Source organism: Bifidobacterium sp. LH_419, from assembly GCF_056356955.1.
In genome coordinates this window covers 59,179-80,889 of the sequence record NZ_JBKEVG010000009.1, presented here as the reverse complement: position 1 = coordinate 80,889, position 21,711 = coordinate 59,179, and the positions used below count along the sequence as shown (strand labels likewise).

Below are 21,711 nucleotides of genomic sequence, written 5' to 3'. Positions count from 1 at the left end.
GACGACGATGCGCAGACGACTGATCAACGCCGTGTTCGGCGCGCTGATCGCCACGGCCGTCCTCGTGGGCATCCTCGTCATCAGCCATGTCGGCGGCGTCGACGGTGCGACGATGAGCTACCGGACCATCGACTACACGGCCGTCGCCACCGCCGACGGCGATCTCAAGGTCACCGAACACCTCGACTACAAGCTCAAGGCGCGCGAGGACGAGGACGGCCACACCAAACGCTGGAAGCAGCTCTACTGGCAGTACACGCTCGACCCGGAAAAGCTCACCGACATCACGGACATCAGCGTGCGCAACGCCACTACCGGCGAGACCTACACGCGCATCGAACCGCGGAACCCCGACCTTGTCGGCGACGGCACGTGGGACATCGAATACGCGAACCACTGGTACATCGCCGACGTGACCGACGGCGCCGACGACCCGCAGCCCTACGAACCCGGGGAGGACGGGCTCGCCACCGGCTACGGCGCGCCCAAGACCATCGAGATTGGCTGGAACATCCCCGCCGTCAAGGAGACCGACAGTCTGAGATTCGACGTCTCGTTCACCATGCACGACGTCGCCACGAAACACCCGGACGTCACCACCTTCCAATGGGAGCCCATCGAAACCAGCAACCAGGTGCCCGCCGGCGTCGTCACCGGCGTGGTGCGGTTCCCCGAAGGCGTCACGAAAGCCGACGCATGGAGCTGGCTGCACACCGAAAGCGTCAGCGGGACCAATACGGACGCCGAAGGGCGCACCGACGACGGCACCCTCCGCTTCACCGTCCACGACCTCAAGGCCGGCGGCTACATCAACGTCGTCGCCGCCTACGATTCCGAGCACGCCGGCACCGTGAAACGCTCCGATCCCCATATCGGGCTCGCCCGACTCAAAGCGGATGAGAAAGCCAAGGAACAGGCATGGCGGGACCGGCAACGCGGCACCGCCCGACTCCGCCTCGCCACATGGGCGGGCCTCGCGCTCGCGGCCGTCGCGCTCATCGCATGGGCGCTCGCCGCCGTGTTCCGCACGCGCCGTCTCGCCGGCTACCACGGCTCCATCGAATACTGGCGTGATCCTCCCGGCGTCAGCCCCGCCTGCGCCGCCCGCCTCATCGACGCGGTCGACACGCTCCCGTCCGGCAAGACGGGGAAGACCGACGACCGTGCGCTCGCCGCGACCGTGATGGCGCTCGCCGTGAAGAAGGCCATCGCCATCTACCCCGGTTCCGCCGACCTGTACCGCGGCATCGATCTGAGCCGGGCGGACGCGGTCGGCATCTCCCGCATGATCGGCGCCGACCTGGGCAGGATCAACGCCGCGCGCTCCACCAGCACCATCGTCATCCTGCCCGCCGCACTCGGCGCGGGGCGTCCGGGGCTCGGCCTGTGCCGCTCCGAATCCGCCTGCTTGGACCTGCTCATCGCCATCTCCTACCGCGTGGGAGGCCCGGTGTTCGATCTCATGCAGATGCGCGCCGCCTGCAGGAAATGGAAGGACGGCTACAAGCCGCTCGGCGGGTTCGCCGCAGCCGCGGAAAGCGAGTTCATCCTGCTCGACGCCACCCGGTCGACCGTTCCCAGCTACGCGACGCCCGGCATCCTCCTCGTGCTTCTCGGCTGCGCGCTGCTCGTCACCCCGGTCCTCACCTCGAACATCGCCGTGCAGCTGTGCGTGGGCGCCCCGTCGTTCTTCACCGGCGTGTTCACGTTCCTGGCCAGCGCGCCCCTCACGCTCACCGCGCGCGGCCAGGACCTCGGCGGCAGATGCCTGGGGCTCAAACGCTATATGGAGGATTTCTCCGACTTCACCGACCGCGGCGCGGCCGACCTGGCCCTATGGGACTGGTACATGGTGTACGCGGCAGCGTTCGGCATCTCCCGGCGCATGGTGGCCGAACTCGCCAAGGCATACCCCGAGGTTGCCGACCCCGATTGGCTCGACGCGAACGGTTCCGGCTCCCTCTGGTATTGGAGCTACCGTCCGTACCGGTGGCGGAGCCGCCATGACGGTGCGGACACGTCCGGCACGTCCGGTTCCCCCATCGGCGCGGACGGATTCGGCGGGCCGGGCTCCGGCGGCTTCATGTTCGGCGGCGACTCGTTCGCGGCCGGTCTGGGCGACATCGGTTCGCAGCTGAGCTCCGGATTCGCGTCCGTCTCCTCCACGATCTCGGCCGCGGCGCCGTCCTCCGACGGCGGTTTCGGCGGGAGCGGCGGTGGAAGCGGTTTCGGCGGAGGCGGCGGCGGGTCGGGCGGCGGCTCCGCCGGTGGTCGCTGATTCGCGGAACGCCGCGACGGGATGCCGCGGGATATGAACGGATGCGACGGGACACGCCGTACCGGTGGGATGATGGCGTACGGGCATGGAATCTCGAAGATCGGGGGCGACGGGACATGGCGACACGACATGGCAGGACGATGCGGCGGTCCGTCGGAAGACGGATCGGCGGCGCGCTGGTCGGCGGCCTCATCGTCGGGGCCTTGGTCTTCGCCGTGATGTTCGCATCCGTCCACTTCGCCGTCCGGACCTCGCCGATCGGCTACCGCAGTCTCGACTACGAGATGGCGGTGCAACCCAACGGCGACCTCAAGGTCACGCAGCACATCGACGTGAGGCTCGACAAGCGCGACGGCGACGATCCGTGGAGACAGCTCTTCCAACGCTACGAGATCAACAGTTTCGATCTGACGGACATCACCGACATCTCCGTGCGCGACGCCGATACCGGCCAGACGTACACGCAGGAGGATCCGATCTCGCCGACCGACGTTTCCGCCGACGCCCGATGGGACCGCTACCACGCCGGGCACTGGTACATCGCCGACACGGATGCCCCATGGACGGACACGGGCCCGCAGGCGTACACGCCCGGCCGCGACGGGCTCCCCATCTACGACGACCCCACGGAGTATCAGGACTACGCCAAGGTGCACGGACTCGACGACTCGCCGACCAAAACCGTGGAGATCGGATGGAACATCCCCACCACCGTGAAGGCGCGCAGCATGCGCTTCGACGTGACGATGACCCTCGTGGGCGCCGCCACCCTCTACCAGGACGTCGCATCCTTCCAATGGGAGCCGATATCCATCGACAACACAATCCCCATCGGCGCGGTGACCGGAACCATACGCTTCCCCGAAGGCGCCCGCGCGTCGGATTCATGGGGGTGGCTCCACTCCGCGGGAGTCTCGGAGATGTCGCGCGACACGGACGGAACCCTGCGGTTCGCCGTGCGCAACGTGAAGGCCGGGCGGCCTCTCGACATGGTCGTCGCCTACGACGCCGACGTGGTCCGGGACACCTTCCACGGCACGCGCGGCAGCCAATACAGGCCGGTCGGCACCTGGATACGGCACGATGACTGGGCGCAGCTGCCCTCGCTCAAACGGGAGGAGAGCGAGCGGGAACGGCAATGGCACGACCGTCAGCGGCGTAAGGCGACGACATGGGGCGTGGTCGCGGCGATCGGCGCGGCGCTCGCCATCGTCATGACGGCGTTCGCGCTGCGCGCGCTGCTCCGTTCGCTTCATCCCATGCCCGGCGGATCCGGCGACCCCGATGACACCACCGCGCCGGACCTCACGTATGTGCATGAGCCGCCGGATATCAGTCCGATCGGCGCCGCACGCATCGCGGAGATCCTCGGGCTGCCGGGGAAGGGCATGCCCGAAGGGCGTCGCCTGGCGGCCACCATCCTCGACCTCGCGCGCAGGGAAGCGATCGAACTCCGCACCGGTCCGGCGCAGGCCGTGACCATCACGATCCCGTCGCCACGCCGGGAGCACCACGACGGACCGCACCTGCGCCCGTACGAAGACAAGGCGCTGCTCCTGCTGGAAGGCGTTGCCGGACGTCTGGACCGTGACACGTTCGACCTGGACGAGATGCGCGCCGTCTGCAACACATGGAAGGACGGGGCCAAACTGCTCGACGACTACGAACGGGCCTGCAGACGCGAATGCCGGGGTCTCGGCGCTTCGGAACGCTCCGGGCGGATCGTCGGCGCGCTCGCCGCCGTCACCGGACTGTACGGCGTGGTCGCGGCGATCGTCGCCTGGAACGTCACCGGCGATCCCGCATCGGCGGCCATGTTCGTCGTCCCGTCGATCGCGATTGCCGTCGCCGCGGTGACGATCTGTCCCGACGAGACCCTCACCCGCAAGGGGCGGCGGTACGCCCGCCGGGTGTACGGGCTCTACCGCTATCTGGAGGATTCCGGCGGTTCCGCCGATCGTGACTCCGCCGATCGCGACTCCACCGATCGTGACGCCGCCGATGCGGCGTTCCGGGACCGTCTGCTCGTGTACGCGACGGCCATGGGAGTCTCCGGCAAGGTGATGCACGGGTTCGCCGGGGCGTCCGGCGCCATCGGCGGCATCGGCGCGCAGCTGCGCGATCAGCTCGCCAGGGTCGCCGTCGCGATTTGGGCGGCGTCATCGGCAGTGTCGTCGACGTCGTCATCATCGGGCAGTGGTTCCGGCGGTGGTTCCGATGGCATCGGGAGCGACGTCGGCGATGCCGGGAACGGCGGGTTCGACGGCGGGTTCGACGGGACGGACGGCGGTTCCGGCGGCGGATCGTTCGGAGGCCGGTGAGATCCACGGTGAGATCCACGCGGATGCCTACGCTGGAACCGGCATGACGCGCGTCCGCCGCCTCACGGCCAACGAGAGAACGTGAGGCGTGACGGGCGCGACGACGACCAGCCAAGACGGGAACGCAAGGAAGGAGCGCACCATGGCGCTGTACCGCAATCTGGGACCATTCTCCACCACCGCGATCGGCCACGGCGAGATGCCGCTGACCATCGAGAACAACCGCGGGCACGAGGTCGGCATCGAAACGCTGCACGCCTCGCTTGACGCCGGCTGCCGCCACATCGACACCGCGTGGGCCTACTACACGCCCGGCGAGGAGGAACAGACCGGCGAAAAGCTCGTGCGCGAGGCGCTCGCCACGTGGAAGGGGCCGAAGAGCGAGGTGACCGTCGCCACGAAGATCGGTCTGCGCCGCGCATGGGAGGGCGACAAGCCGGTCTGGCCGCGCGACGGCAAGCCGGAGCATCTCATCGAATACGGCAAGCAGTCGGCGATGGCGCTCGGCGTCGACACCATCGACCTGCTCTACCTGCACCGCCACGATCCGGAGGTGCCGTACAACGAGTCCGTCGAGGCGCTCAAGCAGCTCGTCGACGAGGGCGTGGCCCGCGTGGCCGGCGTGTCCAACGCGTCGATCGAACAGATCGACATCGCGCGTTCGATCCTCGGCGACAAGCTCGTCGCCGTGCAGAACCAGTACTCGCCGATCCATCTGGAGACGCAGGACACGCTCGACTACTGCGCGAAGCTGGGCCTCGTGTTCGTGTGCTGGAGCCCGCTCGGCGGCTACCGCCACCCGTACGACGAATCCAAGTTCGACCCGTTCCGCGAGGTCGCGGCCGCGCACGGCGTGAGCTACCAGCAGGTCACGCTCGCGTGGGAGCTCGCCAAGGGCGACCACATGTTCGTCATCCCCGGCGCCCATCGCCCCGAGACGATTCTCGACTCCCTCAAGGCCGACCAGCTCGAACTCACCCCGGACGAGATGGCCAAGCTCGGCTGATTGCCGGTCTCATACCAATCCGGCCAGTACCTGCGCCGCCCCGGCGAACTCCTCCGGGGTGGTGTAGGCGTAGCTCAGGCGCAGGGCGTTGTCGCCCTCGAAATCGTAGATGTCGCCCGGATTGAGCAGCACGCCGCGCTCGGCGGCCTGCTGGAACAGCCGTCCCATGCGCACCGGCTCGTCGAACGTGAGCCAGATGTAGAACCCGCCGTGCGGCACGTTCCAATGCGCGCGCCCGGCGAACAGCCGTTCCAGCGTCTCCAGCGCCGCGTCGCGCCGGCGGCGCAGTTCGGCGCGCAGACGCCCCAGATACTCCGTGTACAGCCCGCTTGTCAGGAACCGAGCGAACACCCATTGGCTGAGCGTGCTCGCGCCGTAATCCATCTGCATCTTCACGTCCGCGAGCCGGTGCACGATCCGCTCGTCGGCCACGATCCATCCGATGCGCAATCCCGGTGCGAGCGCCTTCGACGCGCTGCCCAGCGTGATCACCATGCCCGTCCCGTCATAGGATTTGAGCGCGCGCGGCGTGGACCCCTCGAAGACGAGATCCTGATACGCGCAATCCTCGATGATCGGCAGCCGGTGCGCCACGCACGCGTCGATGAGCGCGCGTCGGCGCTCCTCGGGCATCGTCACGCCGGTCGGATTGTGGTTCGTGGGAATCGTATAGAGGACGGCGTCGCCGGCGTGCTCGTCGCGTTTCGCCATCCGCTGAGGTCCGGCCGGCGCGTTCGTCTCCGTCGCGGCGGACAACAGTCCGTCCAGCGCGTCCACGTCGAGACCGTCGCCGTCCATCGGCACGCCGGCGAGCCGCATGCCCGCCGACTGGAACACCTGCAGCGACTTGATGTAGCTCGGCGCCTCCGCGTAGACGGTCGATCCGGCGGACAGCAGGCTCACCGAGATCATCTGCAATCCCTGCAATGCTCCCGAGGAGACGAGCACCTGTCCGGGGCGGCAGTCGACGCCCCAGTCGCGCATGTGCGCGGCGATCGCCTCCCGCAGCACGTCCAGACCCTCTGGCGGCGGGTAGCCAAGCGCGTCGATCTCGGCGGCCGCCTCGCCGGCCACGCGCCGCCACATGTCGCGCGGGAAGAGCCGTGGGTCGATCTCCCCGGTGCCCAGACGCGTCTTCGTGCGGTCGAATTCGAGCCGGTTGATGGTCTGGATGGTCGCGTTGTTCGCCTTGAAGAATCCGGATGAGACGTAGTCCGCCCAGTCGGGCGCGCCGGGCAGCATCAGCGACCACGTGTTGCTCGCGATGCGCGTGCCGGCCCCGTGGCGCCCTTCGACGATGCCGTAGTCGGCGAGCTCCTGGACGGCGGCGATGATGGTGGACCGGTTCACGCCGAACGATTCGGCCAACGCGCGCTGACTGGGCAGCCTCGCGCCGATCGGCCACGCGCCGGAGGCGATGCGCCCGCACATGTAGTCGACGATCTGCTCGGTGACGGGCGTGGGACTCGTGCGGTCCGGGGCCCAGTCGATGTCGAGCGGCGTGGTACGCGGCATATGCGGCTCCTTGGTGGCTTGTCGGGTGTGGATGTTCCGCTTTGCCTCCCCTCTGACGAGGGAGGTGGCATCGCGCAGCGATGACGGAGGGAGAGACCCCGGCCGTGGGCCGGTGGGGGAGGCGGATTCCGCGCCCCCTTCAGGGGGAGCTGGCGGCCGCAGGCCGGCTGAGGGGGTGTTTGGTTGGGTGGTAAATGCTTGCCTTGGCTGGTTGCCAAGTGTAATCGGTTGCGTAGGATATGGCAACGGCATTGGAATGATGCGGATTGCATGGCATGTGATTCGCATATGGCTGGTTGGCTGAACTGTGTTTGGCTAGTTTTGGCTGGGTGTGGATTGCCCAGCCAAAACCAAAAAGCCGGTTGAGGGGCTGCCGTGACTACCCCTCAGACGGCCTGCGGCCGCCAGCTCCCCTGACAAGGGGAGCCGAGGGACGGGTGGAACCGCGCGTGACGCGGGTGCCGGCCGAGGGAACGAGGAACGAGGATGGGACTGTATATTCAAGGGCTCACGATGGGATTGGCGTACATCGCGCCGATCGGCATGCAGAACCTGTTCGTCATCAATTCGGCGTTGACGCGCACGCGCCGCAACGCGCTCATCACCGCGCTCATCGTCATCTGCTTCGACATGGCGCTGAGCCTGTCCTGCTTCTTCGGCGTGGGCGCGCTCATGCAGGCGCACCCGTGGCTGGAGAACATCGTGCTCGGTCTCGGCGGGCTCGTCGTCATCCGCATCGGCCTCGGCCTCGTCCTCCCCAAGCGTCGCACTACCGAACGCACCGCCGTCTCCGCTCCCGCCGGCGGGAGCTCCCGCGAAGCGGGTGAGGGTGGTCCGGCCGCAGGCCGCTCATCCGCTCCCGCCGCGGACCGTCCGGAGACCGCCCATCCCGCCGCCCGTCTCGGCGCACGCGGACTCATCGACACGATCGGCACCGCCTGCGCGGTCACCTGGTTCAACCCGCAGGCCATCATCGACGGCACGCTGATGCTCGGCGCGTTCGCCGCCACGTTGCACGCCGGGCAGACCACCCCGTTCATCACCGGCGTGGAGACCGCCTCCGTGCTGTGGTTCCTCGGCGTCACGCTCGTCGTCAACGCGTTCGCCCACAAGTTCAGCCCGAGGATCATCGACGTGCTCAACCGCGTGTGCGGCGGCGTCATCGCCCTCTACGGCGTCAAACTCCTCGTCGACTTCGCCCTCGCCGTCCTCTGACGCCGCCCCGCGCCCGCCCCGATTCGTCTCCCCGCGGGCCGCTACACTGTTGGGGTGATGAATACGAATGGCAACAACCCCCTGCGCATGCGCCGCAAGCCCGAAGTGCTCGCCCCGGCCGGCAACCTGCGCGGACTCAAGACCGCCGTCGACTACGGCGCGGACGCCGTCTACTGCGGCGGCAAGGCGTTCGGCATGCGCAGCGCCCCCAGGAACCTCAGCCTCGAGGACTTCGAGGAGGGCGCTCGCTACGCGCACGAGCGCGGCAGCCGCGTCTACGTGACGCTCAACGTGCTGCCCCGCAACGCCGAGGTCGAGGCGATGCGCGACTACATCGGCCAGTTGAAGGGCACCGGCATCGACGCGATGATCGTCACCGACATCGGCGTGATGATGATGGCCCACCAGATCGCCCCCGACGTCGAGCTGCACGTCTCCACCCAGGCCGGCGTCACCAACTACGGCGCCGCGCAGGCGCTCTACGAGTTCGGCGCGCGCCGCGTCGTGCTCGCCCGCGAGATGGACCTGCAGGCCGTGCGCGACATCCGCGCGCGCATCCCCGACGACATGGACATCGAATGCTTCGTGCACGGCGCGATGTGCATGGCGTTCTCCGGCCGCTGTCTGTTCTCCAACTACCTGACCGGCCGCGACGGCAACCACGGCGAGTGCGCGCAGCCCTGCCGCTGGAAGTACTCGATCGTCGAGGAGAAGCGTCCCGGCCAGTACTTCCCGATCGAACAGACCGAGGAGGGCGCGTACCTGTTCAACTCGCAGGACATGTGCATGCTCGACCACATCGACGACCTGATCGACTCCGGCGCCACCAGCCTCAAGATCGAAGGCCGTTCGAAATCCGCGTACTACATCGCCGCGATGACCAACGCGTACAAGACCGCCGTCAACGAATACATGGTTCAGCGCGGCTTCGAGACCGCGGACGGCGACGTCGTCAAGCCGTTCCGCGACCGCGTGATCCGCCCCGGCGACCCTGATTTCGCGAGCACCGCCGACGACGCGATCGAGAAGAACGCCGACCGCGCGTTCGCCGGCGTTCCCGGCGAGCCGCCGGTCGAAGGCGACTCCGAAGACGCCCCCGCCTCCGCCGTCGCGCCGTCCAGGACCGAGGACGCGGCCGCCCGCTCCGCCGGCGGCGCGCAGCTCGACCAGCTGAGCTACAAGGCCCGTTCCGCCCGCCGCAAGTCGAACACGCGCGAGGAGGTGCTGCCCGAAGGCTGGCACCACGCGAAATGCCGCCCCGCGCCGCACGTCGAACTGCCCGGCTGGCTGCTCGACGAACCCGACAAGGTGGCCCACCGCGACTACTCCACCGGCTTCTACTATCCGGAGCGCAAGGTGACGCAGAACACCAACCGCTCCGCCTACTTCCGCGCGTGGATGGTCGTCGGCGAAGTGCTCTCGTGGAGCCCGGAACGCGGCGGCCGCGCGACCATCATGAGCCGCAACAAGATCGAACCCGGCCAGGAGGTCGAATTCCTGCTGCCCGGCGAGGCCCCGCTCGCCTACACGGTGCCCGGCACCGGGCTCGAGGACGCGGACGGCGTGCCCGTCGCCGCGATCAACAACCCGGCGCACGTGTTCTCGCTGCCATGCCCGCACGAGGTGCCCGAGAACGCGGCCATCCGCTCGCGCACGAAGAAACCCACGCTGAAGGCCGAATGACCATGCACCCCTCGCAACGAAGTCCGATCCCGAAAACCGGGGAAATCGACAGCGGACCCGCCTGCGAGGGGTACCCACCCCAAGGAGACACCATCATGAGTGAAATCGACGAGACGATCCTCGACTCGAACCAGATCAGCTCCACCGACAAGGCGGGCCGCCCCATCCCCGTCACCATCCCGATCGCGCTCGCGCCCGGCGTGACCGTCGTCTACACGACGCGCCTCGGGGGACTCTCGACCGGCGACTTCGGCAACCTCAACCTCGGCGGCAAGTCCGGCGACGACCCGGAGGCCGTCCTTTCGAACCGCATCGCGCTCGCCGAGGCGGTCGGCGCACGCCTCTCGCTCGTCTCGCAGGTCCACTCCGGCAAGGCCGTCGACGTGGATGAGGCGTTCGAGATCAACACGCCGTTCGGCTTCGACGTCTCCGGCACACGCACCGGCGAGGCCGCCGCCGAAGCGACCGGCGAGCCGACCGAACCGACCACGCCGACCGAGCCGTCCGCCGCAGCGGCCGATGCCGCGCCGCACGTCGTCGAGGCCGACGGCCAGGTCACCGCACAGACCGGCGTCGCGCTCGGCATGTTCGCCGCCGACTGCCTGCCCGTGCTGTTCGCCGACCCCGTGAGCGGTGTGATCGGTGCCGCCCACTGCGGCCGTCGCGGCCTCGAACGCGGCGTCATCCAGTCGACCGTCGACCTGATGGCCGCCAAGGGCGCGAAACCGGAGAACATCGTCGCCACGCTCGGCCCGTGCATCTGCGGTGACTGCTACGAGGTGGGCGACGAGATCGCCGACACGTTCGTCAAGCGTTTCCCGCTCACCAAGACCGCGACGCGCTTCGGCGGCGCCGGCATCGACATCGCCGAGGCCGCGCGCATCGACCTCGCGTTCGCCGGCGTGCACCGCATCGTCGATTCGATGCCGCGCATCCACGCCGCCACCGAATACCTGGAGGAGGACGCCGAACTCGCCGAACTGTGCCGCGCCGACGGCGAAGGTCCGACCGAGTTGTCCGCGCGCATCGCGGCCATCCGCCACAGCATGTGCACGCTCGAGAATCCGCTGTGGTACTCGCATCGCCGCGCCGCGAAGGCTGGCAAGCGTCACGAGGGCCGTCTCCTCGCGCTCATCGTGCGCCACTGAGCCGTCGTCCCGCATAACGCCCCGCGCCCCGCGTCCGGCGGATATTCCGTGCAGATGCGCGTGTGATTTCCGTCACCGTGCCGGGGCGCGTTCTACGGTGGAGGCATTATGACTGAGAGAGAGAATATGAACCAGCCCGCGCCCGTCGTGGCGGTGGTGCTCGCCGCCGGATTCGGCACGCGATTCGACCCCGACAACCCCAAGCAGCTCGTCTCCGTCGGCGGCAAGCCGATCGTGTGCTGGAGCATCGAGGCGTTCGAGCGGTGCGCGCGCGTCACCGACATCGTCGTCGTCGTCAACCCGAAGGTGCGCGGCGAGGTGGAGCGGCTCATCGGCGAGGCCGCCTACGGCAAGGTGCGCGTCGTCATCGACGGCGGCGAGGAGCGCGTCGACAGCACGGCCGCCGCGCTCGACATGCTCGCCGCGGCCGGCATCCCCGACGAGGCGAAGATCCTCATCCACGACGCGGTGCGCCCGTTCGTCTCGCAGGAGTCGATCGACGGCTCGATCGACGCGCTCGACGAGTTCCGCGCCGCGACCGTCGCGTTCGCGTCCACCGACACCGTGCTGCTCACGCGCGACCTCGGCGACCGCAAGGTCGTCGCGAGCGTGCCGGACCGTCCGGACACGTACCGCGCGCAGACGCCGCAGTCGTTCCGTTTCGCGACGATCCGCCACGCCTACGAGCTGGCCGCCGCCGACCCGGACTTCCATCCGACCGACGACACGCGCGTCGTCGTCGACTACATGCCCGACGAGCCGGTCGCGATCGTCGCCGGCAGCGAGACGAACCTCAAGATCACGACGCTCGCCGACATCCCCGTCGCCGAGCGCATCGCCGCCGACCTCACGCACCACATGACGCGCGAGGAGGCGAAGGCGCGCATGCACGCCATGTTCGCCGGCGCCGCCGCCCAGATGCACCGCCGCTGAGCGCGCGTCGCGCGTCGCGGCGTCGCGGCGGCGGTGCGCGTGCGCGACCGGCCGGCCGCGGACGGGTACACTGGGTGCCATGCAACAGCTCAGTGTCGTGATCTCCGGCTTCGACCACTATGACGACGTCCGCGTCAACCCGTCCTACGAGGTTCCGAAACTGCTCGCCGAACGCGGCGTCGACGGGCTCGACGACGTGGAACTCAGCATCCGCGCGGTGAGCCTGCCCGTCAGCTTCGCCAAGGCGTGGCCCACGCTGCTCGCCGCCATCGAGGAGGCGAAGCCGAACATCGTCATCGCCACCGGGCTCAAGCACGCGGCACGCGGCGTGATGATGGAACGTTGCGCGACCAATCTCATGGACGCCGCCAAGCCGGACGCCGACAACGTGGCGCCGCGGCGCAGGCCGATCGATCCAGACGGTCCCGCCGCCTACTGGACGCGACTGCCGCTGCGCGCGATCATCGCCGATTTCGCGCACGACGGCATCCCCGCGACGTTGAGCTCCGACGCTGGCACGTTCGTGTGCAATTCGCTGTTCTACAACCTGCTCAACTGGGCGCACGGGCAGGAGCGCGTGCTCGCCGGATTCGTGAGCTTCCCGCTCGTCAACGAGTCGCCCCACCCGCAGCATGGCCTGCCGCTGCGCCAGCTCGTCGCCGCCGGCGGCGACGTGGTGCGCGAGACGGTGCGCTACTACCGCCGGCCCAGTTCCAAGGAGATCCTCATCGCGTGACGTGCGCATGGTGCGTGCGTGTGGTGCGTGCGTGCGTGACGTGCGCGGTTGCGTGACGCGCCGGCATCGAACGAAAATGGATGATGCTGTGTGCATTACGGACGTGTTCAGCCTGTTCCCAGCCGCGATGGGATACGATTTTGCTCGATATGCCCGTAGGGCAAGGGTAGAGCGACGTGATGGAGCCGAAAGGATCAGACATGGATCAGTTCCCGATCGTGTTGAGGGGTTACGACAAGGACAAGGTGGACGAGGCCTTCGCCGCCGCGCAGGAGCGCGTGCGTCAGGCGCAGCGCACCCTCGCCGGCATGCGCGAGCAGATCGCGGCCGACGACGACCGCATCCTGCAGCTGCAGGCGCAGCTGGAGGAGGAGAAGAAGCGCAAGCCCACCAAGAACAGCTTCGCCTCGCTCGGCGCCAACGCGCAGCAGATGCTCGCCTCCGCCGAACAGACCTGCTCCGAACTGCTCGAACGCGCCAAGGCCGACGCCTCCACCACGCGCAAGGCCGCCCAGGCCCAGGCCCAGACGCTCATCAACAACGCCAAGCTCGACGCCCAGCACATCGTCGGCGACGCCAACCAGAAGGCCTCCTCGATCCTCGACCAGGCCAACAACGAGGCCGAGACCATCACCACCACCGCCCGCAACGACGTCGCCCAGCTGCGTGCCGAGACCGCGAAGAACGTCACCGAACAGCGCCAGACCGTCGAACTCGAACTGCGCAACTCCCGTGAGGAGCACAACAAGAAGCTCGCCTCCGAGCGTGCCTCGCAGGAGCGCGAGCTGTCGGACCTCAAGGCCACCGCCACCGCGCAGATCGCCGCCCAGCGCAAGAGCACCAACGAGGAGCTCTCCCGTCTCAAGTCCGAGGCGAACGACCAGATCGAGGCGGCGCTCGCCGAGGCGAACAAGAAGCTCGCCGACGTGCGCGAGCAGGTCTCCAAGATGATGACCGACGCCCAGCGCAAGGCCGGTGAGATCACCGACGAGGCCAAGTCGAAGGCGCAGGAGATCACCGACGACGCCGAAGTGCACCGCACGAAGACCATGAGCCAGGTGAACGCCGAGGTCGAGCAGATCCGCACCGACATCGCCGCCCAGCAGGAGGAGGCCACCAAGAAGGTCAGCGAGCTGCTCGACAGCCTCGAGGAGCGCCGCACCGCCGCCAAGGACGAGGCCGACAAGCTCATCAGCCAGGCCAAGACCGTGCGCGAGGAAGCCGACTCCTACGCCGCCGCCAAGCGTTCCGACGCGGACGCCCAGGCCGCCGCCATCCTCAAGAAGGCCGGCGAGGAGGCCGAGACCCAGATCGAGGAGCGCCGCACCGCCGCGCAGGTCGAGCTCGACGGCCTCAAGAAGAACATCAAGGAGCTGCAGCAGCGCGAGGCGCAGATCACGCAGCGCGTCACCGAGCTGCGCTCCATGTTCACCAACGTGTTCTCCGGATTCCTCAACGACCAGGCCGCCGCTCCGGACGTGCCGGTGAACAACGCCGTGGCCGACGGCCAGCAGGCCGACGGCGACGCCGCGCCCGCCGACGCCCCGGCCGGGAACGCCGCCGGTGCCGATGAGGTCGACGACATCCCGGAGATCACCGACGGCGACGCCGGCGACCAGCAGCAGCCGGCCGCGCAGGACGCGCAGGGCGCCGGGCAGCAGCAGTAGCGGCGGTACCGGCAGACGGCGATAGGAGCCCCTGCATGCCGACCAGTCCGGTCGGCATGCAGGGGCTCCCGTGTTTCCGTCATCGCCATACGTCGAGTAAGCTGGTCCCGGTTGTTATCCGCCCACAAGGAAATCAAGGAGATAATCGGACATGACTGAACTGCATCCGTTGAGCACCGACGCGTTGGACACCCTGCGTGAGGAGTTCGACGCCGACGGCACCAACCGTATGGCGATGAACGCGGTGACCGCCGCCGGCATCGACACCGTTGCCAAGAACTACGATCGCGCGCGCCTGCTGCAGCGCCGCTTCTCCACCGTCGTGGACAACGGCGAGGCCACCCACCAGGACCGCTCCGGCCGCTGCTGGCTGTTCAGCTCCCTGAACGTGGCCCGCTTCGTCGCGAAGAAGAACCTGAACGTCAAGGAGTTCGAGTTCTCCCAGAACTACGCGATGTACTACGACAAGCTCGAGCGCGTCAACTACTTCCTGCAGGACGTGGCCGCCCTCGTGCGCGCCGGCGAGCCCGCCGACTCCCGTCTTGTCCAGCATCTGCTCGCCGACGTGATGGGCGACGGCGGCCAGTGGACGATGGCGATGAACGTCTACAAGAAGTACGGTGCCGTGCCGAAGGACCTCTACCCGGAGACCGCCTCCTCGAAGAACACGGGCGCGATGAACACGCAGCTGCGCCACATGCTGCACACCGCCGTCGCCCGCATGTTCGCCGCCGAGGCCGCCGGCGAGGACGCCCGCATCGACGAGGTCATCACCGAGGCCCGCGCCGCCGGCCACCGCATCCTCACCATCCACCTGGGCGAGCCGCCGGTCTCCTTCGATTGGGAGTGGACCGACGCCGACGGCGAGTTCCACCGCGACGGCGAGATCACGCCGCAGGAGTTCTGGAAGAAGTACGTGGGCTCCGCCGATTTGGAGAGCTACGTCTGCCTCGTCGACGATCCGCGCAAGGAGCACCCGAAGGGCCGCAAGATCGCCATCGAGCACCTCGGCAACGTGGCCGGCGGCGACGCCACCGAATACCTCAACGTGCCGAACCAGTTCATGAAGGACTGCGTGAAGAAGATCCTCGTCGAGCAGGGCATCCCGGTGTGGTTCGGCGCCGACTGCCACCCGTTCATGGACCGCGAGTCCGGCGCGTGGGCCACCGACCTGTTCGAGTACGGTTCGATCTACGACTTCGACTTCGACCTCGACAAGGAGGAGCGCGTGCGCTTCGCCGACTCCGCGATGAATCACGCGATGGCGTTCGCCGGCGTGGACGTCGCCGAGGACGGCGCCACCCGCCGCTGGCGCGTCGAGAACTCCTGGGGCACGAAGATCGCCGACAAGGGCTACTTCACGATGAGCGACGATTGGTTCACCGAGTACGTCTACGAGGTCGCCGTCCCCAAGGCGCTCCTGCCCGAGGAGTACCTCAAGGCCCTCGAAGAAGACGCCATCTCCCTGCCCGCATGGGATCCGATGGGCGCGCTTGCCTGAAAGGCAAGCGCGCCTGAGCCGACATGCCGTATAGCGAACAGCCCGGTGGGCTGTTCGTAGGCATGGCCCGCGGTCGTGAGACCGCGGGGAACGGCGAAGGCAGATCTGAGTCTGCCGAAGGCAGTCAATAATTGCAGGGCGCACTCGCGTGAGAAACTCGGCCCCCTCTGACGAGGGGGCTCCCGGCGGAGCCGGGTGGGGGAGAGACCGCGGCCGCAGGCCGCAGAAGAACGGAATCGGCCTTCGGCCGATGCGATTTTCCCGCGGCCTGCGGCCGCTCTTCCTCTCTCCCTCCGTCATCGCTTCGCGATGACACCTCCCTCGTCAGAGGGAGGCGATGGCAGCTGGCCTCACATCAGCTCGCCTGTCGGCTCGCACATCGCCTACAAACGCCTCCGGCGTTCGCTTCACGGCGAGGTCCCGTCAGGGGGAGCCCGATAACCCGCCGATTCCGGCCGGCCGTTCCACGAAACGGCCGGCCGGTTTCGCATTTCGGGCACGGCACACTACAGTGAAGTGGTCGCCGCACGGTGCGGCGCGTATCGCGCATCGCATGTCGCATGCGCATATATCGAATGACTCATGGTCAAGAAAGGAGAGTCGGCATGGCAGCACTTCGTGGTCCGGACAGTTCCGAGGACGCGCGTCGTTTGGGGGAGCAGGCCGTCTTTCCCGAGACCGTCGACGTCAACATCCGCCAGCTCGACCCGATTCCCGCGCCGCGCGCGTTCCTGAGGGAGCTGCCGCTCACCGACGAGATGAGCGAGCTGGTGCTCACCTCCCGCCAGCAGATCCGCGACGTCCTGCACGGCCGCGACGACCGTCTGCTCGTCATCGTTGGCCCTTGCTCGATCCACGATCCGAAGGCCGCGCACGAGTACGCGGAGAAGCTCGCCGCCGTGAACCGCGAGCTCAACGACCGCCTGCTCATCGTCATGCGCGTGTACTTCGAGAAGCCGCGCACCACAATCGGCTGGAAGGGCCTCATCAACGACCCGGACCTCGACGGCCGGTTCAACATCCGCAAGGGCATGTGGCTGGCGCGCAAGGTGCTCACCGACGTGCTCAACCTGGGCCTTCCCACCGCGACCGAATGGCTGGACCCGATCACCCCGCAGTACATCTGCGACCTGATCAGCTGGGGCGCGATCGGCGCGCGCAACACCGAATCACAGGTGCACCGCGAGCTCGCCTCCGGCCTGTCGATGCCGGTGGGCTTCAAGAACGCGACCGACGGCTCGATCAAGCCGGCCGCCGACTCCTGCTATGCGGCCGCGTTCGAACATCATTTCCTGTCGATCAATCTGGACGGCCGCGTCATCTCGGCGGAGACGAAGGGCAACCCGGACTGCCATCTCGTGCTGCGCGGCTCGAACCACGGCCCCAACTACGACAAGGCGTCCGTCGCCCAGGCGCTGGAGGACCTGAGGAAGTCGAAGGCGTCGGGTCCGAGCGAGCATGGTCTCGTCATCGACGCGGCGCACGGCAACTGCGGCAAGGACGAGGTGCGCGAGGCCGAGGTCGTCGAGGAGATCGCGCAGCGCGTCGCCGAAGGCGAACCGGGCATCCTCGGCGTGATGATGGAGAGCTTCCTCGTCGCCGGCCATCAGAAGCCGGCGCCGCTCGACCAGCTCGTCTACGGCCAGTCGGTGACCGACTCCTGCGTGCCGTGGGACCGCACCGAGGAGCTGCTGCATACGCTCGCCGACGCGGTCGCCGCCCGTCGCGCCTCCCGCTGAACCCATCCGCCGCACTCTCCCGCCGCGGGCGATATCCGCTATCCTTGGGCACTGGATATGTGAGCCAAGGGAGAAGCGATCGTCATGCAGCAACAGCAGCCACTCAACAAGCCGGAGGATCTGAAGGCCATCCGCGAGGCGATGGATGCGGGCAAGAACCCGCTCGTCGCCACGGACGTGCCGCGCTGGGAGGACCAGGTCGGCGTCAGCCGCATCGTGAACCGGCGCGTGCTGGAGTTCGAGGTGCTGCCCACCCCGGCCCAGGTACTCGCCGACCTACCGCTCGGCCCCGAGGCACAGGAGATCGTCGCCTATTCGCGTGACGAGATCCGCGCCTGCCTGTACGGGCAGGATGACCGTCTGCTCGTCGTCGTCGGCCCGTGTTCGGTGCACGATCCGGCGGCGGCGCTCGACTACGCGCGTCGTCTCGCCAAGCTCAAGGACGAGCTCGACGGCCAGCTGCTCATCGTCATGCGCGTGTACTTCGAGAAGCCGCGCACCACCGTCGGCTGGAAGGGCCTCATCAACGATCCGGACATCGACGGCTCGTGCAACATCCGCAAGGGCCTGCTGCTCGCGCGCAGGACGCTGCTCGGCGTGCTCGGCGAGGGCCTCGCCGCCGCCACCGAATTCCTCGAGCCGACCAGCCCGCAGTTCATCGCCGACGCGGTCAGCTGGGGCGCGATCGGCGCGCGCAACACCGAAAGCCAGGTGCACCGCCAGCTCGCGAGCGGGCTTTCGATGCCGATCGGCTTCAAGAACGCGACCGACGGCTCGGTCAAGGCCGCGTCCGACTCCTGCTTCGCGGCCGCGCAGCAGCACACGTTCTTCGGCATCGACCATCTGGGCCGCGCCGCCGTCGTCAAGACGCTCGGCAATCCCGACTGCCACGTCGTGCTGCGTGGCGCAAGCTCCGGCCCGAACTACTCGCGCGAGGACATCGCCGCCGCGTTGGAGACGATCCGCAAGCGCATGCCCGCCGACTCCGCCGCCGCACACGGCGTGATCGTCGACTGCTCGCACGGCAACTCCGGCAAGGACGAGCATCGCCAGGCGCAGGTGGTGCGCGAGATCGCCGCGCGCATCGCCGCGGGGGAGCAGGGCATCACCGGCGTGATGATGGAGAGCTTCATCGAAGGCGGCAACCAGCCGGCCGCGCCGCTCGACCAGCTCGTCTACGGCAAGTCGATCACCGACAAGTGCCTGAGCTGGGAGGATACAGAGGCCCTGCTGCGCGAACTCGCCGAAGCGGTCGCCACGCGCCGCTGGCGGTGAAGGGGGCCGGGGTCTACCCCTCAGTCGGCCTGCGGCCGCCAGCTCCCCTGTCAAGGGGAGCCGAAGCTTGGCGATGTCAAGGGGAAGCGAAGCTTGGTGATGCCGAGGGATAGCCAAAATACGTGGAACACGGTCCACAATGTGAGCAGTCTCACCGCGGGGTCCGGACGGCGAGTAGACCAATAGGCAGCACAGCGGTGTGCGGACGCCGCTGCAGCCACAAGCCGCCAGCCCGCGCTCCGCGCACCCTGCCGATTCCCCGCGGCGCGACGCATACCGCGCATGGCCCGCGGGGATGAATCCGAGAGATTCATTCAAGAGGGGTTACATCACATCATGTCCGCAACCGCAGTCGCATCCACGGCAACCTCGGCGAAGAAGGACTCCGTTCCCGAGATCATCGCCGCGTCGATGGTGGGCACCGCCATCGAGTTCTACGACAACTACTGCTATTCCATCGCGTCCGCCAGCTACTTCGGCGCGATCTTCTTCCCTGCCGCCACCAAGGCCAACCCGGCCATCGGCACCATGCTCGCGTTCCTCACGTTCGCTGTGTCCTTCCTCGCCCGCCCGTTCGGCTCCATGCTGTTCGGCCACTTCGGCGACAAGATCGGCCGCAAGACCACGCTCGTCGTCGCGCTGATGACGATGGGCATCTCCACGTTCCTCGTCGGCTGCCTGCCCAGCTACGACCAGTTGGGCGTGCTCGCCATCATCATCCTGTGCATCTGCCGTGCTTGCCAGGGCGTCGGCCTCGCCGGCGAATGGTCCGGCGCCGCCCTCGTCGCCACCGAGAACGCCCCGGCCCACAAGCGCGCCCTGTACGGCTCGTTCCCGAACCTCGGCGCCCCGATCGGCTTCTTCTGCGCCTACGGCCTGAACCTGCTGCTCGACTCCACGCTCGGCCCGGAGACGATGCAGGCCTGGGGCTGGCGTGTCCCGTTCCTGTGCTCCGCCGTGCTCGTCGCCATCGGCCTGTACGTGCGTCTGCGCATGACCGAGACCCCGATCTTCCGCAAGGCCGTCGCCAACGACCGCGTCGTCAAGCACCCGCTGCGCTCGCTCGTGCCGTACTGGAAGGAAGTCCTTCTCGGCACCTTCGCCATGGGCATCACCTACACGCTGTTCTACGTGCTCGGCACCTGGTCGCTGAGCTACGGCGTCAAGGTCATGCAGCCGGCGTTCACGCAGAACGAGTACCTCGCCATGCAGATGACCTCCGTGGTCTTCTTCGCGATCTTCATCCTCATCTCCTGCGTCTACTCCGACCGCATCGGCCGCAAGAAGGTGCTCATCACCACCACCGCCCTGACGCTCGTCTTCTCGCTGTTCGCGATGCATCTGCTGCAGCACAACGTCGTCACCGTCATGGTGTTCCTGTGCGTCGGCTTCGCGCTCATGGGCTGCCTGTTCGGGCCGTGCGGCGCCTACCTGCCGGAGCTCTTCCCGACCAACGTGCGCTACTCCGGCGCGGGCCTGAGCTACAACCTCGCGGCCATCCTCGGCGGCGCGTTCGCCCCGTCCATCGCCACCGCCCTGGTGCAGTCGACCGGCTCCGTCGTGTCCGTCGGCTGGTACATGGCCATCATGGCCGCCCTCGCGCTCGTCGCCCTGTTCCTCATCAAGGAGAGCAAGGACAAGGACTACGAGGCCTGAGTCCATCCGATCCGCGGTACCCCCTCAGTCGGCTTCGCCGCCGGCTCCCCCTGAAGGGGGCACGGAGAGAGGTCTGACCATAATCTCCCCTATGCTCGGTTGCGGAAACGCACATCGAGCATAGGGGAGATTTCGTATGACCGGCAAGCATATCGCGTCCGCCGCGGCGGCATCCACCAGGACCATCGCGATCATCGGCGCGCTGGACGAGGAGGTGGCGCTCATCGCCGCCGCCCTCGAGCACGTCGAGCACGACCACGCCGCCAGCCTCGACGTCACGCGAGGCACAATCGCCACGAACAAGGGCGAGGAGCTCGCCGTCGTCGCCACCGTGGGCGGCATGGGCCTCGTCGCCGCCGCCGCGACCACGCAGCATCTCATCAGCACATACGCGCCGGACGCCGTCGTCTTCTCCGGCATCGCCGGCAACCTCAACCGCGAACTGCACGTCAACGACGTCGTGCTCGGCGGCACGCTGCGCTTCCTCGACACCGACATGCGTCTCGTCGGCCAGTGGAAGCCCGGTACGCCGGACGAGCCCGTCACCGAATTCCACTCCGACGACCACCTGCTCCACATCGCCGACGAGGCGCTCGACGCGGCCGGCACGAAGCACATCACCGGCATCATCGCCTCCGGCAACTACTTCGTCGACTCGCCCGAGCAGGTGAGCCGCGTCATCCACGACACGGGCGCCGACGCGGTCGAGATGGAGGGCGCGGCGGTCGCGCAGGTCGCCGCGCGCAACGACGTGCCCGCGCTCGTCATCCGCGCCCTGTCCGACAACGCGGACACCGACTACGAGGTCTTCAAGGAGTTCGACATCAGCGAATACGCGGACACCGCCGCCGCCCTCGCCGTCGACATCCTCAGGCGCATGTGAGCCCACGTCCCGCGGATGTCCGTTTTTCGCCGGAAAAAATGAACATCCGCTGAACTTACGTAGTCCTGCGTGAATCCTACGTGTTCTCCCGCTAGTCTGGAGGGGCAAACGTTTTCGGCCGGCCATCGCGTCGACGTCCCGTCGCGCGCCGCCGG

The 21,711-nt window shown here is 68.0% G+C and carries 15 protein-coding genes; 14 read left to right on the top strand and 1 reads right to left on the bottom strand.

Translation table 11 applies throughout. The features are described from left to right. Positions 1-7: 7 nt before the first annotated feature. The 3 genes from AC1AYX_RS07110 to AC1AYX_RS07100 all read left to right on the top strand — a co-directional run bounded on the left by AC1AYX_RS07110 (position 8) and on the right by AC1AYX_RS07100 (position 5,605). On the top strand, positions 8-2,278 hold the full coding sequence (locus AC1AYX_RS07110) for a DUF2207 domain-containing protein (RefSeq protein ID WP_476502854.1): 2,271 nt from the start codon (positions 8-10) through the stop codon (positions 2,276-2,278). 116 nt (positions 2,279-2,394) lie between these two features. Then, complete coding sequence (locus AC1AYX_RS07105) at positions 2,395-4,599, top strand: DUF2207 domain-containing protein (RefSeq protein ID WP_476502853.1); 2,205 nt, start codon at positions 2,395-2,397, stop codon at positions 4,597-4,599. 142 nt (positions 4,600-4,741) lie between these two features. Next, positions 4,742-5,605 (top strand): aldo/keto reductase, encoded by an 864-nt coding sequence (locus AC1AYX_RS07100; RefSeq protein ID WP_476502852.1) that lies wholly within the window; start codon positions 4,742-4,744, stop codon positions 5,603-5,605. Positions 5,606-5,614: 9 nt separating this feature from the next. On the opposite strand, the gene AC1AYX_RS07095 is transcribed toward AC1AYX_RS07100, so the two are convergent. Next, the gene (locus tag AC1AYX_RS07095) at positions 5,615-7,120 is read right to left on the bottom strand and encodes an aminotransferase-like domain-containing protein (RefSeq protein ID WP_476502851.1); all 1,506 of its coding nucleotides are present in this window, start codon (positions 7,118-7,120) and stop codon (positions 5,615-5,617) included. Between the two features lie 486 nt (positions 7,121-7,606). Between AC1AYX_RS07095 and AC1AYX_RS07090 the strand changes: the two genes are divergently transcribed. From AC1AYX_RS07090 to mtnN, 11 genes are all read left to right on the top strand, one after another. Continuing rightward, on the top strand, positions 7,607-8,335 hold the full coding sequence (locus tag AC1AYX_RS07090) for a LysE/ArgO family amino acid transporter (protein WP_476502850.1): 729 nt from the start codon (positions 7,607-7,609) through the stop codon (positions 8,333-8,335). Positions 8,336-8,392: 57 nt separating this feature from the next. Next, complete coding sequence (locus AC1AYX_RS07085) at positions 8,393-10,018, top strand: peptidase U32 family protein (RefSeq protein ID WP_476502849.1); 1,626 nt, start codon at positions 8,393-8,395, stop codon at positions 10,016-10,018. Between the two features lie 95 nt (positions 10,019-10,113). Beyond that, on the top strand, positions 10,114-11,166 hold the full coding sequence (locus AC1AYX_RS07080) for a purine nucleoside phosphorylase YfiH/LACC1 family protein (protein ID WP_476502848.1): 1,053 nt from the start codon (positions 10,114-10,116) through the stop codon (positions 11,164-11,166). A gap of 108 nt (positions 11,167-11,274) precedes the next feature. After that, positions 11,275-12,099, top strand: coding sequence for an IspD/TarI family cytidylyltransferase (locus AC1AYX_RS07075; protein ID WP_476502847.1), 825 nt, complete (start codon positions 11,275-11,277; stop codon positions 12,097-12,099). Between the two features lie 79 nt (positions 12,100-12,178). Further along, positions 12,179-12,835 carry a pyroglutamyl-peptidase I gene (locus AC1AYX_RS07070; protein ID WP_476502846.1) on the top strand — a complete coding sequence of 219 codons (657 nt, stop codon included), beginning with the start codon at positions 12,179-12,181 and terminating at the stop codon, positions 12,833-12,835. A gap of 200 nt (positions 12,836-13,035) precedes the next feature. Further along, the gene (locus AC1AYX_RS07065; protein WP_476502845.1) at positions 13,036-14,502 is read left to right on the top strand and encodes a cell division protein; all 1,467 of its coding nucleotides are present in this window, start codon (positions 13,036-13,038) and stop codon (positions 14,500-14,502) included. Between the two features lie 151 nt (positions 14,503-14,653). After that, the gene (locus AC1AYX_RS07060; RefSeq protein ID WP_476502844.1) at positions 14,654-16,003 is read left to right on the top strand and encodes a C1 family peptidase; all 1,350 of its coding nucleotides are present in this window, start codon (positions 14,654-14,656) and stop codon (positions 16,001-16,003) included. Positions 16,004-16,608: 605 nt separating this feature from the next. Further along, complete coding sequence (locus AC1AYX_RS07055) at positions 16,609-17,742, top strand: 3-deoxy-7-phosphoheptulonate synthase (RefSeq protein WP_476502843.1); 1,134 nt, start codon at positions 16,609-16,611, stop codon at positions 17,740-17,742. 84 nt (positions 17,743-17,826) lie between these two features. Continuing rightward, positions 17,827-19,017, top strand: a complete 1,191-nt coding sequence (locus AC1AYX_RS07050; protein WP_476502842.1) for a 3-deoxy-7-phosphoheptulonate synthase — start codon at positions 17,827-17,829, stop codon at positions 19,015-19,017. Positions 19,018-19,353: 336 nt separating this feature from the next. Further along, the gene (locus AC1AYX_RS07045) at positions 19,354-20,673 is read left to right on the top strand and encodes an MFS transporter (protein ID WP_476502841.1); all 1,320 of its coding nucleotides are present in this window, start codon (positions 19,354-19,356) and stop codon (positions 20,671-20,673) included. A 136-nt stretch (positions 20,674-20,809) separates the two neighbouring features. After that, positions 20,810-21,556: a 5'-methylthioadenosine/S-adenosylhomocysteine nucleosidase gene (mtnN, locus tag AC1AYX_RS07040; RefSeq protein ID WP_476502840.1), complete on the top strand. Its 747-nt coding sequence runs from the start codon at positions 20,810-20,812 to the stop codon at positions 21,554-21,556. The last annotated feature ends 155 nt before the right edge of the window (positions 21,557-21,711 follow it).

What these genes read in the sequence shown, in the direction of transcription:
- AC1AYX_RS07110 (WP_476502854.1), top strand. Translation starts at nt 8, where the DNA reads ATGCGCAGACGACTGATCAACGCCGTGTTCGGCGCGCTGATCGCCACG.
- AC1AYX_RS07105 (WP_476502853.1), top strand. Translation starts at nt 2,395, where the DNA reads ATGGCGACACGACATGGCAGGACGATGCGGCGGTCCGTCGGAAGACGG.
- AC1AYX_RS07100 (WP_476502852.1), top strand. Translation starts at nt 4,742, where the DNA reads ATGGCGCTGTACCGCAATCTGGGACCATTCTCCACCACCGCGATCGGC.
- AC1AYX_RS07095 (WP_476502851.1), bottom strand. Translation starts at nt 7,120, where the DNA reads ATGCCGCGTACCACGCCGCTCGACATCGACTGGGCCCCGGACCGCACG.
- AC1AYX_RS07090 (WP_476502850.1), top strand. Translation starts at nt 7,607, where the DNA reads ATGGGACTGTATATTCAAGGGCTCACGATGGGATTGGCGTACATCGCG.
- AC1AYX_RS07085 (WP_476502849.1), top strand. Translation starts at nt 8,393, where the DNA reads ATGAATACGAATGGCAACAACCCCCTGCGCATGCGCCGCAAGCCCGAA.
- AC1AYX_RS07080 (WP_476502848.1), top strand. Translation starts at nt 10,114, where the DNA reads ATGAGTGAAATCGACGAGACGATCCTCGACTCGAACCAGATCAGCTCC.
- AC1AYX_RS07075 (WP_476502847.1), top strand. Translation starts at nt 11,275, where the DNA reads ATGACTGAGAGAGAGAATATGAACCAGCCCGCGCCCGTCGTGGCGGTG.
- AC1AYX_RS07070 (WP_476502846.1), top strand. Translation starts at nt 12,179, where the DNA reads ATGCAACAGCTCAGTGTCGTGATCTCCGGCTTCGACCACTATGACGAC.
- AC1AYX_RS07065 (WP_476502845.1), top strand. Translation starts at nt 13,036, where the DNA reads ATGGATCAGTTCCCGATCGTGTTGAGGGGTTACGACAAGGACAAGGTG.
- AC1AYX_RS07060 (WP_476502844.1), top strand. Translation starts at nt 14,654, where the DNA reads ATGACTGAACTGCATCCGTTGAGCACCGACGCGTTGGACACCCTGCGT.
- AC1AYX_RS07055 (WP_476502843.1), top strand. Translation starts at nt 16,609, where the DNA reads ATGGCAGCACTTCGTGGTCCGGACAGTTCCGAGGACGCGCGTCGTTTG.
- AC1AYX_RS07050 (WP_476502842.1), top strand. Translation starts at nt 17,827, where the DNA reads ATGCAGCAACAGCAGCCACTCAACAAGCCGGAGGATCTGAAGGCCATC.
- AC1AYX_RS07045 (WP_476502841.1), top strand. Translation starts at nt 19,354, where the DNA reads ATGTCCGCAACCGCAGTCGCATCCACGGCAACCTCGGCGAAGAAGGAC.
- mtnN (WP_476502840.1), top strand. Translation starts at nt 20,810, where the DNA reads ATGACCGGCAAGCATATCGCGTCCGCCGCGGCGGCATCCACCAGGACC.